Source organism: Gordonia malaquae, assembly GCF_037148075.1.
GTDB lineage: Bacteria > Actinomycetota > Actinomycetes > Mycobacteriales > Mycobacteriaceae > Gordonia > Gordonia malaquae.
Window position 1 is genome coordinate 276,054 of the sequence record NZ_JBBCUB010000004.1, and the last position, 14,205, is coordinate 290,258.

11 protein-coding genes are annotated in these 14,205 nt (G+C 68.8%); 3 read left to right on the forward strand and 8 right to left on the reverse strand.

What is annotated here, in order from left to right; translation table 11 throughout:
• Positions 1-39: 39 nt before the first annotated feature.
• From glmM to eccCa, 6 genes are all read right to left on the reverse strand, one after another.
• Positions 40-1,368 carry a phosphoglucosamine mutase gene (gene glmM, locus WFK36_RS15705; RefSeq protein WP_336792793.1) on the reverse strand — a complete coding sequence of 443 codons (1,329 nt, stop codon included), beginning with the start codon at positions 1,366-1,368 and terminating at the stop codon, positions 40-42.
• Between the two features lie 8 nt (positions 1,369-1,376).
• The gene (rpsI, locus tag WFK36_RS15710; protein WP_008379756.1) at positions 1,377-1,895 is read right to left on the reverse strand and encodes a 30S ribosomal protein S9; all 519 of its coding nucleotides are present in this window, start codon (positions 1,893-1,895) and stop codon (positions 1,377-1,379) included.
• Positions 1,892-2,335 carry a 50S ribosomal protein L13 gene (rplM, locus tag WFK36_RS15715; protein ID WP_008379755.1) on the reverse strand — a complete coding sequence of 148 codons (444 nt, stop codon included), beginning with the start codon at positions 2,333-2,335 and terminating at the stop codon, positions 1,892-1,894. The genes rpsI and rplM overlap by 4 nt, the downstream gene beginning before the upstream one ends.
• Before the next feature lie 147 nt (positions 2,336-2,482).
• The gene (locus WFK36_RS15720; protein WP_336792794.1) at positions 2,483-3,016 is read right to left on the reverse strand and encodes a YceI family protein; all 534 of its coding nucleotides are present in this window, start codon (positions 3,014-3,016) and stop codon (positions 2,483-2,485) included.
• A 134-nt stretch (positions 3,017-3,150) separates the two neighbouring features.
• Positions 3,151-4,257 (reverse strand): type VII secretion-associated protein, encoded by a 1,107-nt coding sequence (locus tag WFK36_RS15725; protein ID WP_336792795.1) that lies wholly within the window; start codon positions 4,255-4,257, stop codon positions 3,151-3,153.
• Positions 4,254-8,126, reverse strand: a complete 3,873-nt coding sequence (gene eccCa, locus WFK36_RS15730) for a type VII secretion protein EccCa (RefSeq protein WP_336792796.1) — start codon at positions 8,124-8,126, stop codon at positions 4,254-4,256. Before eccCa ends, WFK36_RS15725 begins: the two co-directional genes overlap by 4 nt.
• A gap of 112 nt (positions 8,127-8,238) precedes the next feature.
• Between eccCa and eccD the strand changes: the two genes are divergently transcribed.
• Entirely contained in the window at positions 8,239-9,693 is a 1,455-nt protein-coding gene (gene eccD, locus WFK36_RS15735; RefSeq protein ID WP_336792797.1) for a type VII secretion integral membrane protein EccD, read from the forward strand.
• A gap of 1 nt (position 9,694) precedes the next feature.
• Entirely contained in the window at positions 9,695-10,954 is a 1,260-nt protein-coding gene (gene mycP, locus WFK36_RS15740; RefSeq protein WP_336792799.1) for a type VII secretion-associated serine protease mycosin, read from the forward strand.
• On the opposite strand, the gene kstD is transcribed toward mycP, so the two are convergent.
• Positions 10,908-12,617 (reverse strand): 3-oxosteroid 1-dehydrogenase, encoded by a 1,710-nt coding sequence (gene kstD, locus WFK36_RS15745; RefSeq protein ID WP_052005411.1) that lies wholly within the window; start codon positions 12,615-12,617, stop codon positions 10,908-10,910. The two genes, mycP and kstD, sit on opposite strands and share 47 nt — an antisense overlap.
• 55 nt (positions 12,618-12,672) lie before the next feature.
• Here kstD and WFK36_RS15750 point away from each other — a divergent pair, with 55 nt between their 5' ends.
• Positions 12,673-13,242 (forward strand): TetR/AcrR family transcriptional regulator, encoded by a 570-nt coding sequence (locus tag WFK36_RS15750; protein WP_336792800.1) that lies wholly within the window; start codon positions 12,673-12,675, stop codon positions 13,240-13,242.
• On the opposite strand, the gene WFK36_RS15755 is transcribed toward WFK36_RS15750, so the two are convergent.
• Positions 13,232-14,179 (reverse strand): 4-hydroxy-3-methylbut-2-enyl diphosphate reductase, encoded by a 948-nt coding sequence (locus WFK36_RS15755; protein WP_008379743.1) that lies wholly within the window; start codon positions 14,177-14,179, stop codon positions 13,232-13,234. The genes WFK36_RS15750 and WFK36_RS15755 overlap by 11 nt on opposite strands.
• Positions 14,180-14,205 lie beyond the last annotated feature (26 nt).

The following is a 14,205-nucleotide window of genomic DNA, read 5'->3' on the forward strand; positions in this document are numbered from 1 at the left end:
CGGATGGCCTCGTGGGGGACGGTTTCAGTCAGCTGTTGATCAGACGGCGGCGACCACCGCGGCGACGCGTTCCGCGATGCCGCGGGCGTCGTCGGCCGTTCCCGCTTCGACCATCACTCGAACGAGTTGCTCGGTTCCGGAGGGCCGCAACAGGATTCGGCCGGAACCGTCGAGTTCTGCCTCGGCGACGCGAACCGCGTCCTGCACGGTGTCGGCGACGGCGACGGCGTGCTTGTCGCTGACGGGGACGTTGATGAGTTCCTGCGGGAGGACCGTCACGACCGCCGCGAGATCTGCGAGGCGGGTCCCGGTGGACGCGACTCGTCCGGCGAGCATGAGTCCGGTGAGGACACCGTCACCGGTGGTTCCCGCGGCCGGGATCACGATGTGGCCCGACTGCTCACCGCCGAGTGCGTAGCCGCCGGCGCGAAGCTCTTCGAGGACGTAGCGGTCGCCGACGCCGGTCACCTTCACGTCGATGCCCGCTTCACGCATCGCGATGTGGAGGCCCAGGTTGCTCATGACGGTGGCGACCAGCACGTTGTCGGTGAGTTCACCGCGTTCGTGCATGTCGATCGCGAGAATCGCCATGATCATGTCGCCGTCGACGACGGCGCCCGTGGAGTCGACTGCGAGGCAGCGGTCGGCGTCTCCGTCGTGTGCCAGGCCCAGATCGGCTCCGTGTTCGAGGACTGCGGCCTGCAGCACATCCAGATGGGTGGATCCGCAGCCGTCGTTGATGTTGAGACCGTCGGGATCGGAGTGGATCGCGATGACGGTGGCGCCCGCCGCTTCGTAGGCGTGGGGACCGACGGTCGATGCCGCACCGTTGGCGCCGTCGACGACGATCGTCAGTCCGTCGAGCCGTGCGTCGACGGACGCGGCGAGGTGACGCAGGTAGCGCTCCTCTGCGTCGGGGGCGTCACGGAGACGTCCGACGTCGGCGCCGGTGGGTCGCACGGCAGGCGCGTCCATCGCGGCCTCGATGGCGTCTTCGACGTCGTCGGCCAGCTTGTGTCCGCCCGCTCCGAAGAACTTGATGCCGTTGTCGGGCATGGGATTGTGCGACGCGGAGATCATCACGCCGAAGTCGGCGCCGTAGTCCGCGGTCAGGAACGCGACCGCGGGAGTCGGCACCACGCCGACTCGGATCGCGTCTGCTCCGGCGGCGGCGAGGCCTGCACAGAGTGCGGCCTCCAGCAGTTCGCCGGATGCTCGGGGGTCTCGACCGACCACGACTCGGGGCCGAGAGTTCGCATCTGCACCGAGAACAGAAACGGCGGCCGAGGCCAGGCGCAACGCCAGCTCTGGGGTGAGCTGGTCGTTGGCCCGGCCTCGGACGCCGTCGGTGCCGAAAAGGCGTGCCACAGAAGCGATCAGCGCTTGCTGTACTGCGAAGCCTTACGAGCCTTCTTGAGGCCGTACTTCTTACGCTCGACTGCACGCGCGTCGCGAGTGAGGAAGCCGGCCTTCTTCAGCGCCGGACGGTCCTCGGGGCTGACCTCGATGAGGCCGCGGGCGATGGCCAGACGCAGTGCGCCTGCCTGTCCCGACGGGCCGCCGCCGACCAGCTTGGCGTGCACGTCGAATGCCTCGACGCGCTCGGTGATGACCAGCGGAGCCTTGATCAGCTGCTGGTGCACCTTGTTCGGGAAGTAGTCCTCGAGGGTGCGGCCGTTGAGCGTGAACTCGCCGGTGCCTGCGACCAGGCGGACGCGGACGATGGCTTCCTTGCGGCGGCCGACGGTCTGGATCGGGTGATCGAGCACCACGGGACCGCGGGTCGGTGCAGCCTCGGCTGCAACGTCCTCGGTCGATTCGGTGGTGTACGAGCCGTCTTCCAGGACGACCTCTTCGTCAGCGACGACCTCGATGTTCTCGTTCTCGTTGGTCACTGGGACACCTGCTTGATCTCGAAGGGGACGGGCTGCTGAGCCGTGTGCGGGTGGTTCGGGCCTGCGTAGACCTTCAGCTTCGAGGCGATCTGATCGCCGAGCTTGTTCTTGGGGAGCATGCCCTTGACGGCCTTCTCCACGAGGCGGTCGGGGCGGGTCGCGAGGACCTCGCCCACGGTGCGCGACTTCAGACCACCGGGGTGACCCGAGTGGTGGTACAGACGCTTGTCGGTCAGCTTGTTGCCGCTGACGGCGACCTTGTCGGCGTTGATGATGACGACGTAGTCGCCACCGTCGATGTGCGGTGCGTAGGTCGGCTTGTGCTTGCCGCGAAGCAGGTTCGCGGTCTGCACGGCCAGACGGCCGAGCACGACGTCGGAGGCGTCGATGATGTGCCACGTACGTGTCACGTCACCAGCCTTGGGGCTGTAAGTACCCACAGTAGTCCTCATTCGGGTTGCTTCTTTGCTGGTCAGCGGTCCTTGCGAGCAGACTCCCGGCGACCAGTGGGGACCCGGGTGCTCGATGCTCAAGGCACCGAGGATCCAGGGTACGCGGGCGGACCTTCGCAGGTCAAAACGTGTGAGCTAGCGGGGCAGGGCGAGGTCGACGCGAATGGTCACGTCGTCGGCCACCTTGAGGGCGCCCATCATCGCCGAGTACGGCTTCACGCCGAAGTCGGTCTGCCGGACGGTGGTCTCACCCGTCACTCGTCGGTCGGCGCCGTCGCCTGTCGGCGCGACTGTGACGGTGTGCGGCTTCGAGGCGCCGAGAATCGTCAGGGTTCCGGTGAGGCGGTATCCCTCGCCGTCGGCGATGATGTCGGGCGCGTCGAACACGATCTCATCGTGTTTGTCGGCCTTCAGTGCCTTCAGCGCGTTGCCGCGCGCGACGAGCCGCTCCGGCACCGACATCGGAGTGAGGCCGCCTTCGCCCGAGCGGACTTCGAGCGACGGCGTCCGCACCACGACCCGCACGTGAGACGGCTCGGCGCCGTCGACGGTCGCCGACCAGTCGGTGAAGCCGATGATCAAGCGGTGACCGGTGCGGGCGGCCTTGCCCGAAACTCCGGTATGAAGCGTCAGGTCGCCGTTGTCTGGTCCGAAGTGAAGAGTGCTCATGACGTCAGCCTACGGAGATCGCCGACGGCGCTTCGCCGAAGCTTGCCGCCGAATGTTCCCCGAATCGTCGACTTCGGCATGGAAATCGCCCGATCAGGTGCAGATCGGGGAACCTTACGCAGAAGGACCGGACCTCAGCGCAGAGTCCGGACCGCGTCGGCGCAGGGATCGTCGATCCGATCGTCACCGGTTCCGGATTGGCAACCGATGCTGACCTGCGTGTTCCGGTCGACGTGGATGTACCAGGCGATCGGCGGACCGGAGGCGGGAGTCTCCCGGTATGCGATGACCTGCTTGCCGGCGAACGACGCGTCGGCGGTGAACTCGCGGATCACGTCGTCGCCGCGCTGTGCGAGCCGGTTCCGCATGCTGACTGCGACTGACGCCCGCGTCGACCCGGCCCGCAGCGCCGTGACGACGACGATGATCCGGCGGCCGTCGTCGGGATCGGCGAACACGGCTCGCTCCCCCGCGCCGTCGACGGGACGGTTGTCGGGAAGTCCGGTCCGCCGCCAGTCTCCGGGCACGTCGACAGTCGCCGCGCCGACCTGTTCAACACGCATCGTCTGGGCCCGCGCGGGCTGGCCGCGGGTCGCCGCCCAACCCGACCCCATTGCGACAAGGGCGGCCGCGGCCACGACGGCCAGTCTGCGACGGCGACGCGGCATAGGTTCCGGCGGCGGCCGCAGCCCGGCGTCGATCGTTGATCTGGCAGGCCTGCGCACGCCGCCGAACTGCACGACGAGGTCGCGGTCGACACGAACGGTTCCGCCCGCCGGACTCGGCAGCAGCCGGAATGCGGCGTCGACCTGCGTCTCGTCGGCGCCGTCGATCAGCACGACGTCCGCACTCTCGATCAGGTCGTGCCATGCCTGTCCGACGTCGGCCGGCAGGTCCACCAGACCTGTCTCAATCGTCCACTCTCCTGCGCGGCGGCGGACGATGTGAACGGACCAGTGCCCGCCGGTGTCGGGCAGCAGCGTCGTCTCCACGACCGCGCAACGGGTGACCGTCGCATCCGCGTGACTCCGCGCAACGGCCACCGCCCGTGGAACCCCGTCGGCCGCGCCGACGGAGCGGATGAGCGCTGCGGTCCGACGTCGACCCCACGTGGTGGGATGAACCACGGTGACGTCCGCACTGACCGTCACACCGCGTCGGGCGCCGCCGTCGATCCCCTCCAGAAGCTCGGCGACGGCCGGTTCGTTCTCGCCGTATCCGAGGTCGACGATCCTGGTCATGACGGCGCCACCACCTGCACCGTGTCCGCTTGTCTGCTGCGTGAGACGTATTCGCCCCGCCCGACGCCGAACCGCTGCATGCGATGACGGCCGACGATGTACCCCTCGTCGGGGTCTCCCGCCATCATGAAGACGTCGCACGACAGGTCTCGCATCCGGTTGATGAACGGGTCGAACAAAGCCCGTCCGATACCGCCGGACCGACGCGCCAGGATCACTCGGAGACCGATGTCGCGGGCGTGACCGAGCAGGTCGGCGAGCGGTGCGAGCGGATTGCCCGACGCGGTGGCGACGAGGTCGTAATCGTCGATCACCAGGTAGACGTCCGGCCCGCTCCACCAGCTCCGCTCCCGGAGTTGGTCTGTCGTGACGTCGTCACCGGGCAGGCGGCCTGCGAGGTGCGCGGCGAGTTCGGCCATCATCGGCCCGGCGGTCTGCAGGGAACTGGCGTAGCCGCCGAGGTGGTCGTCGTCGACAGCGCTGAGCAGCGAGCGGCGGAAATCGACGAGAACGACTTTGGCCTGCGCAGGACCGGCCGTCGCGACGATGCCGTCGATCAAGACGCGCAGCGTCGCCGTCTTGCCGCATTCGGCGTCGCCGAAGACGAGCAGGTGCGGTTCGCGGGTGAAGTCGACGAGGTACGGCTCGAGGTCCGATTCGGCGAGACCCAGCGCCACCTGACCGGCGGACAGCCCGTCGGGCACGGTGAGATCGTCGGGTGACAGATGTGTCGTGAGGGTGCGTACTGCGGGCGCGGGTTCGCCTCCGGTGACGCCGACGACGCTGGGGAGCGCGATCAGCATGTGGAGGCCGTCTGCGGTGATTCCGCGGCCGGGTTTGCCCGTCGGCACCTTCGCTGCCGCGCGCCGGTCCATCTCGGAGTCGAGCGCGTCGCCGAGTTTCAGCTCGATTCGGGTGCCGATCAGGTCTTTCACGGCAGGCCGGATCTCGGCCCACCGCCCGGCGGTGACGACGACGTGCACACCGTACGAGAGGCCGCGGGCGACGAGGTCGGCGATCTGCTCGTCGAGTTCTTCGAACTCGTTGCGGAGGACGCCGTACCCGTCGACGACCAGGAACACGTCGCCGTACCGGTCATCGGGGTGGTCGCCTGCCGCGCACCGCGCACGGTACGCACTCATCGAGTCGATTCCGGCGTCTGCGAACGTGATCTCCCTGGCGGTCCGTACACCCATCACCTCCGACACCGTCCGGCGGACCGCGTCGCGGCGGTTTCGCGGTGCCACCCCGCCGACATGCGGCAGGTCGGCCAGCGCCGTGAGCCCACCACCGCCGAAGTCGAGGCAGTAGAACGTGGTCTGGCGCGGCGAATGTCCACGGGCGAGCGAGCAGATCAGGGTGCGCAGAGCCGTCGACTTGCCTGACTGCGGCCCGCCCACGATCGCGACGTGCCCTGCTCCGCGTGAGAGGTCGACCCGCAGCGGGTCACGGCGCTGGTCGTACGGTCGGTCGACGACGCCGATCGACGCGGTCAGCATCTCGTGCGGCACCGCCGGAACGTCGTCGACGCTCACCGACGACTCCAACGGCGGGAGCCACACGCGGTGCGGATCGGAACCGTGCCCGGCGATCCGACCGACGAGCGTCTCGAGGACGCTGGGGCCGTCGACGTCCTCGTCAGCGGTCTCGTCGACCGCCGGAAGCTCGACGACGGTGTCGGCACGCAGGACTGTCACCGAGCCGCTGGTGTGCGCTGTCGAATCGACCGCTGCGGCGGGCGGTCGGTACACCCCCGACACGTACGACGTGCGGAATCGGATGGGTGTCGCGGAATCGCACTTGAGGTACGCCGCACCGGGTTCGCTGGGCAGGTGATAGGCGTCGGGCACGCCGAGCACTGTGCGGGATTCGCTGGCGGAGAACGTCTTCAGGCCGATTCGGTACGACAGGTGACTGTCGAGGCCGCGGAGCCGCCCCTCCTCCAGACGCTGGGAGGCGAGCAGCAGGTGGATGTGCAACGACCGCCCGAGTCGACCGATGGCGACGAACAGTTCGACGAAGTCCGGCTTCTGAGCGAGCAACTCGGAGAACTCGTCCACCACAACCACGAGCGCGGGCAGCGGCGGCAGGTCCGCACCGCCGAGCCGGGCCTTCTCGTACTCGGTGACGTTGGCGAAGTTCCCCGCCGCGCGCAGGAGTTCTTGTCTGCGGTGCAACTCACCGGAGAGCGCGTCGGCCATCCGGTCGACGAGTTCGAGTTCAGCCTCGAGATTCGTGATGACGGCGGCGACGTGGTGGGAGTCGAGACCGAGGAACGTCGCGCCTCCTTTGAAATCGACGAGGACGAGGTTGAGCTCGTCAGGCGAGTGCGTTGCGATGAGACCGAGAACCAGCGTCCTGAGCAGTTCCGACTTTCCGCTTCCGGTCGCGCCGACACACAGACCGTGCGGTCCCATTCCGCCGTGGGCGCTCTCCTTCAGGTCGAGGTGGACAGGCTCTCCGGTGGAGGTGTGTCCGATCGGCACACGGAGGCGATCCGAACCGCGGCGACCGATCCACTGCGACGACGGGACGAATGCTCCCGCGTCCACGACGCCGAGCAGTTCGGGCAGACCACGATCGACGACAGACGACGTGAAGTCCAGTTCGGCGAGCGAACCGAACTGCACGGGCCGGTACCTGGCCAGACGGCGCGCGACGGCTTCGGTCATCACCACGTCACAGGAGTCGGCGACGGCGAACTCCTCCCACCCCGCTTCGGTCTGCGCGCTGAGCCGCCCACCGTCGACCCGAAGCACGAGACCCCTGCGCGACGCGATCGAATCGGCCGACGAACCGAGTTCGACGACGGTCACCCCGTCGAGCCCCGCCCCGGATGACAACTCCTCGTCACCGGTGACCGCACCGTCCCCGACGATCACCACCAGGTGCCGGACCGTCGTGTCCGGCTCAGTCCGCGAGAACCTCGCTCGGGCCGCGAGGACGTCGCCCAGATCCTCTTCGAGTTCGACGAGCGATCGGTAGACCATTCGCTTCGCACCGAGGCCGTCTCGCTTGTCCGAGTGGCCGACGTGCGGCAGCCACTTGCACCAGTCCCATTCGGGCGCGACCGGATCGTCGACGACGATCGCGATGCCGAGATGGTCTGGCCCGTGCTGGACGGCCAGTCGACAAGTCATCGATCGGACCAGTGCGTTCACCTCGTCGTGCGGTCCGCTGAGGCTGATTGCCGGGAATCCGCGGAAGGCGATCGCCGTCGGCATGTCCGGCACCGCCGACCGCGCCTGGACGAATCGTCGAAGAGCCACCGCCGACACCGGTTCGACGTCCTCAGCCGGCGCCGACTCCGGCGGTTGCAGGCCGCCGGTGAGCCGGTGAACCCCGAGTCCGACGCGGACGTCGACGAAGTCGGAGTCGGCGGGGCGTCGTTCCCACATCCGGTCCGATCCGATCAACGACGCGACAGCACGCGGGTCCGGGTGATTCCACTCCGCTTCGGCCCGCTGCGCCCGCATCACCGTGTCGGCGCGCGACCGTACCTGCGTGAGGTGCCGCAGGTAGTCCTTGCGGTCCTCGTTGACCTCGGCTGCCCGCGCGGGACCGCCTCGGCCGCCTGACGCCACCATCCCGACCATCGACATCAGCATCATCAACGGGAACATCAGGAACAGCGGGTTCGCGAACGCCGTGCGACCGCCGGTGACGGCCATCATCGAGATCATGCCGATCACAGCGACGACCATCACCGCAGGCAGAAGCCGCAGAAGGAGACTCTGCGGGACGGCGCGAGCGAGTTCGGGCGGCGGTGCGATCTGCAGGTCGCTCACCGGAACCACCGGCCGGGCCGCTCGCGGGCGACGGCGGTGGCCGATCGTCGCCGACCATTCGTCGATGTTCGCAGTTCGCATGATTCCCCCGAATCCCCCACTGCGACGACGTCGGGATGGTTATGTCGACATCGTCCTCACCTCGCGGTGATGGACTCGGTTGTATCAGAACCTCGGGGGAGGGTTACGGAAAATGACCGTTGTGACAGGACTGGTGCGGATTTCAGTCGTCGGGGGCCGCACCCAAGTGGACCTCGCGATTCCGTCGACAATGCCGTTGGCGTCGTTGATGCCCGACGTTCTCATGCTGCTGCGCGTCGACGACGCACCCGCGGAGGCTCCGGGGACGGGCAGCGCGTGTTGGACGTTGACCCGTATCGGCGGCGAGGTGTTGAACCCGTCGGAGTCGTTGCGCGACAACAATGTCCGCGACGGCGAGATCCTCATTCTGACCGACGACCCGCCCGGCGCCGCGCACCCGGTGACCGACGACGTGGTGGCAGGCGTCGCCGCGTTGACCAGCGACGGCCGGTCCCCGTGGACAGTGACCTCGGCCCGCTGGACGGCGTACGGCGTCGCGGTGGCTGCCTCCTGCGCCGCCGCTGTCAGCGGATCGATCGCCGCCCTCCGGGGTGACACGTCCACTCCCCTGTTGATCGCGGGTGTCGCCGCCGCGCTCCTGCTCGTCGCTGCGCTGGTCGGCAACCGGCTCGGATCGGATCCACGGACATCCGCGACGTTCTCAGTCGCGGCGTGCCTGCTCGCCGCGTCCGCGGGCGCCGCCGTCGGGACCACCGGGGGCTCCCGTCTGGCCGCCGCCGGGGTCGCGGCCACCGCGGTCGCCGTGATCGGCTGCCGCGGAACGGGTTCGCTCCTCGGCGCACACACCGCGATCGCAACCGTTGGACTGTCGACGGCGACCGTCGGGGCACTGTCCGCTGTATGGGCGGCGCCTCCCCCGTCGATCGCGGCCGTCGGTGCGGCGATCGGCGTCACCACCGTGATGATCGCGGGGCGTGTCTCGATCGCCGCCGCGCACCTCCCGCTGCCACCGGTGCCGTCCACCCCTCCACCCATCGGCGACCCGGCCGACGAGCGATCCGTCGTCGACGGCGTCGAGGCTCTCGGCCCCGATCGCACCGACCCTCTGGGTGTGATCGCCGACATCGCACTCGGCGATCTGGACTCGTTGGCAGAAAGGTCGGCCGCCGCGTCGTCGTACCTGACGGGCATCATCGCCGGCGCGACGCTCACCACCGTCGGGTGCACGCTGGTCGCGTCGACCGAACCGGGCCGGGTGATGGTCGCGTTCTGCGCGGTGATCACGCTGGTGCTGGTCACACGAGGGCGGGTCCACTCCGACCACACACAATCGGCCACGCTGATCGGCGGCGCGGCGGCATGTGCGATCGGCGTTCCGTTGGTGCACGCACTTCCGGCGGCCGACGCGGCGTCGGCCACCACGGCCATGGTCGCAGCACTCGGGGTCGGAATCGTGGCTCTGATCGCGGGCACGGTGACCGCGACCCGCGAGTTCTCTCCCCTGCAGGTGCGGATAGCCGAGATCGGTCAGTACGCCGTCCTCATGCTCGTGCTGCCGATTCTGTTGTGGGTGCTCGACGCCTACCGCCTCATCCGAGAGCTGTGACATGCGTGCGACGTTGATCGCCGCGGTGTTCGTGCTGGTCTCGACGGCCGCGGCGCCCGGGATCGCTGTCGGAGCTCCGCCTGGCGCAACCGAACAGTTCGCGCGGTGCGCACGCCCGACAGCCGAGCGTTTCACCGGTACGCCGCCGGGGCACGCTCTGCTCGATCTCGAGACCGCCCACCAGTTCAGTCGAGGCGCAGGCGTCACAGTGGCGGTGATCGACACGGGCGTCACCCCGCATTCTCGACTCCCCGGACTGACCGGTGGAGGCGACTACGTGAGCACCGGCGACGGCCTCGACGACTGCGATCTCCACGGCACCCTGGTCGCCGGGATCATCGCTGCTCGATCGTCACCCGCGGACGATTACGTCGGGGTGGCACCGGAGGCGAGGATCATCTCGATCCGGCAGTCCAGCGGCGCATACCGAGCGAAGTCGTCCGACCGGGACGCTGCAGCCGTAGGTGCGGGATACGGACCGCTGGAGACGCTCGCCGCGGCGATCCGGCGCGCCGTCGATCTCGGCTCCGACGTCGTCAACATCTCCGAGACCGCGTGCCTGCCCGCCGCACAGGCCACCGCGGACGACGCTGTCCGCGACGCCCTCGTCGAGGCTGCCGCCCGTGATGTCGTCGTGGTCGCGGCAGCGGGCAATCTCTCCGAGGGAACGCAGTGCCGTCAGCAGAACCCCGACGTCGCCGGACTTCCGGTGGTCACCGTCGCCACGCCTGCGCGACTGTCACCCCTGGTGCTGACCGTCGGCGCGACGCAGGCGTCGGACGGAAGCGCCGCACCGTTCACGCTCCGCGGACCCTGGGTGTCCGTGGCGGCGCCGGGATCCGACGTGGTCGGCCTCGCACCGACCGGGCCGATCACCGCTCTCGCCGGCCCGACGGGCGCGAGCGCCCTGGCCGGTACCAGTTACGCCGCACCCTACGTCTCAGGCACGGCGGCCCTGATCCGGTCGAGGTTCCCCGATCTGACCGCCCCCGAGGTGATCCGACGAATCGTCGCGACCGCTCACGGTGGAGGTGCGGACACCGCGGTCGGACGCGGAGTGATCGACCCGGTGGCCGCACTGACCGCGCAGTCGCCCCCTGCCCGACCGTCGTCGACGTCCCGCCCGATCGCCGCCCCTGCTCCGGCGGTCCACGACGACAGCAGTCTGCGGCGGGTGGCGCTGATCGCCGGGGCGGCCTCGGCGGCCGTCGCCTTCAGCGTGCTGCTGCGTCCAGCGCGGCGACGTGACCGAACACCATAGCGGGGCCGATGGTCGCCCCCGGGCCGGCGTAGGTGTGACCCATGACGGGCGCCGCGACGTTGCCCGCCGCGTACAGACCGTCGATCACCGAGTCGTCGTCGCGCAGCACACGTGCGCGGACGTCGATGCGGACGCCGCCCTTCGTGCCGAGGTCGGCCGGGACCATCGCCGCCGCATAGAACGGTCCGGTGGAGATCTCTCCGAGACTCGGGTTGGGCTTGTTCGACGTGTCGCCGTAGTAGTGGTCGTACGCCGACTCCCCTCGGTGGAAGTCGGAGTCGACGCCATCGCGCGCGAACCCGTTGAACCTGTCGACGGTCGTCGTCAGCGCGCCTTCGGGCAGCCCGAGCCGCTCAGCGAGTTCGGCCACGGTGTCCGCCTTGACGAGTGCACCCGAGTCGAACCACTTCTTCGGCAGCGGACTGCGGGCCGGCTTGCCCGCGAACAGGTACCGGTTGCGGTACGTCTGATCGAAGACGAGCCACGCGGGCAGGTTCTCCGCAGCGCCCGGACCCGCGCCGTGCTCACCGCCGAACATCGCGTGGGTGGCCTCGACGTACGGGAGCGACTCGTTCATGAACCGCTCGCCGCGGTTGTTGACGATGATGCTCCGCGGCAACGACCGCTCTGCCAGTGCGAACCACGGGCCGCGCGGAAGCGGGATCGACGGCGCCCACCACGCGTCGTCGAGCAGCGCGGTGTCCGCGCCGACTGCGGTGGCGGCACGCAGTCCGTCGCCGGTGTTGGTGACCACACCGAGCGAGAGATCGGGACCGGCCGGGGCCCGGTGATGCTGAGCCCGGAGCGCAGGGTCGTGATCGAAGCCGCCGCAGGCCAGGATCACTCCGCGTCGCGCGATCACTTCGCGTTCACCGTCGGCGTCGGTCACTCTGGCTCCGAGGACGGAGCCTTCCGCGTCGGTGATCAGACCGCTCAGCGCAACCCCGAGGTGAACGGGCACACCATGACGTTGCAGACCCACCATCAGTGAAGCGACCAGCGCGTTGCCGAGTCCGACGAGTTTGCGCCTGCGGGCCTTCGCGGCGAAGGTGCGCGCGCCGACGGCCATCATCCTGACCGGGCCCCGCCACCGCCGCAGTCCGGTGCTGAGCCAGCGATAGTCCGACTGCTTGACGACGACGTTCAGGGGCGTCGGCGTGTAGAAGGGCTCCATAGTCGTGAAATCGTCGCCGATCGCACGCACGTCGAACGGTTTCGGCTCGCACGAGCGGCCCGCCGCCCGGCCACCCGGCGCCTCCGGGAAGTAGTCGCTGTACCCGCGGACCCATTCCAGATCGAGGGCGCTGTTCCGGTTGAGGAATGCGATCGTCTCGGGCCCGCGTTCCAGGTACGCGTCGATCAGTTCGGCCGGGACGTCGCCGCCGATGAGGGACCGAAGGTACGTGCGGGCGTCACCTGTGGAATCGGCGGGCGCCTTCGCCGCGAGCACCTCGTTGCCGGGAATCCAGACACCGCCGCCGGAGCGCGACGTGGTCCCGCCCCAGCGATGCGATTTCTCGACGATCACCACGTCGAGTCCGGACGCGGCCGCGGTGATCGCGGCCGACATCCCGGCGGCGCCCGATCCGACGACGAGCACGTCGACTTCCGCGGGGAGCCCCGTCGCACCCGACACCGACACCGTTCTGACAGTTTCTCTCATAGTGAGAGTTTCTATCATCTTGCGAGCCAGCGTTCAAGAGTGCACGGTGGAGACCATGAGTCGCCCCTTGCGCAGCCGCCAACGCACCCGAGTCCGACAGGACATCCAATCGGCGGCATGGCGCCTGTTCGGAGAAGCGGGCTACTCGTCGGTCACGACGAAGCAGATCGCCGATGCGGCGGGTGTCTCCGAGAGCACGTACTTCCGACACGTGGCCAGCAAGGACGACCTGCTGCTGTACCCGCTCGAAGCGAGCAGCGCGGCGATCGTATCCACGTTCGCCGCGCAGCCGACCGACGTCGGAGTGCTCCGCGCACTCGCCGACGCGATCGTCGAACGCACCGAGGCGTCGTCAGACGAGGAACTGGAACTGTGGCGGACGGCGCTGGCGGGGGCCCCGGAACTCCGCGACCGCGTCACCCTGATCAGAGACGACGACGGCCGCGAGCTGGTGCAGCTCGCGGCCGAACGGATGGGCGTATCCGGGGACTCACTCGAGGCGGGCGTGCGTGTGCACGCGGTCCTCGCGGCGGCCGCCTACGCGTACCGAAGATGGTTCGACGGCGACTCTCGGGAGCTCAAGACGCTCATCCGAGACGCCACCGACATCGTCGTCAGCTCCTAGAGGGCCGCAGTTCGCGGGGAAGGGCGAACGTCAGCGTCTCCTCCGCCGTGGTGACGGTCTCGACATCGTTGAAGCCGTGCTCGGCGAGCAGATCGATCACACCGCGGACGAGCACCTCCGGAACGGACGCGCCGGAGGTGAGACCCACCGTGGTCACTCCGTCGAGCCATGCGAGGTCGATCTCACGTGCGTAGTCGACGAGGTACGACGCCTGCGCACCGTTCTGCAGTGCCACCTCGACGAGGCGGACCGAGTTCGACGAGTTCTTCGATCCGACGACGATCACCAGGTCGCATTTGGGCGCCATCGCCTTCACCGCCACCTGACGGTTCTGAGTGGCGTAGCAGATGTCGTCCGACGGCGGGTCGTTGAGCAGCGGGAACTTCTCCCGAAGACGGTTGACGGTCTGCATCGTCTCGTCCACCGAGAGCGTGGTCTGCGAGAGCCAGACGACACGTTCCGGGTCGCGCACCTGGACCTGGTCTACGGCGTCGGGGCCGTCGACGAGCTGAATGTGCTCAGGCGCCTCGCCTGCGGTGCCCTCGACCTCTTCGTGGCCCTCGTGGCCGATCAGGACGATGTCGTAGTCGTCGCGCGCGAAGCGCTTCGCCTCCTGGTGCACCTTCGTCACCAGGGGGCAGGTGGCGTCGATCGTCTTGAGACTGCGCTCGGCGGCCGTGCGATGCACCTCCGGCGAGACGCCGTGTGCGGAGAACACGACGATGGCGCCCTCGGGCACCTCGTCGGTCTCACTGACGAACACCGCACCGCGTTCGATCAAGGTGTCGACCACGTGCCGGTTGTGGACGATCTCCTTGCGGACGTAGACGGGAGCGCCGTGCTTGTCGAGCGCGCGTTCGACAGTCTCGACGGCGCGATCGACACCCGCGCAGTAGCCGCGCGGCGACGCGAGGAGGACTCGCTTGGATTCAGCCATAACATCAAGAGTACGGCTGTGAGAAG

Bases quoted from the DNA above. Each gene is read 5' to 3' on its own strand.
- WFK36_RS15750 (WP_336792800.1), top strand. From the start codon at position 12,673: ATGAGTCGCCCCTTGCGCAGCCGCCAACGCACCCGAGTCCGACAGGAC.
- WFK36_RS15755 (WP_008379743.1), bottom strand. From the start codon at position 14,179: ATGGCTGAATCCAAGCGAGTCCTCCTCGCGTCGCCGCGCGGCTACTGC.
- mycP (WP_336792799.1), top strand. From the start codon at position 9,695: ATGCGTGCGACGTTGATCGCCGCGGTGTTCGTGCTGGTCTCGACGGCC.
- eccD (WP_336792797.1), top strand. From the start codon at position 8,239: ATGACCGTTGTGACAGGACTGGTGCGGATTTCAGTCGTCGGGGGCCGC.
- eccCa (WP_336792796.1), bottom strand. From the start codon at position 8,126: ATGCGAACTGCGAACATCGACGAATGGTCGGCGACGATCGGCCACCGC.
- WFK36_RS15720 (WP_336792794.1), bottom strand. From the start codon at position 3,016: ATGAGCACTCTTCACTTCGGACCAGACAACGGCGACCTGACGCTTCAT.
- WFK36_RS15725 (WP_336792795.1), bottom strand. From the start codon at position 4,257: ATGACCAGGATCGTCGACCTCGGATACGGCGAGAACGAACCGGCCGTC.
- kstD (WP_052005411.1), bottom strand. From the start codon at position 12,617: ATGAGAGAAACTGTCAGAACGGTGTCGGTGTCGGGTGCGACGGGGCTC.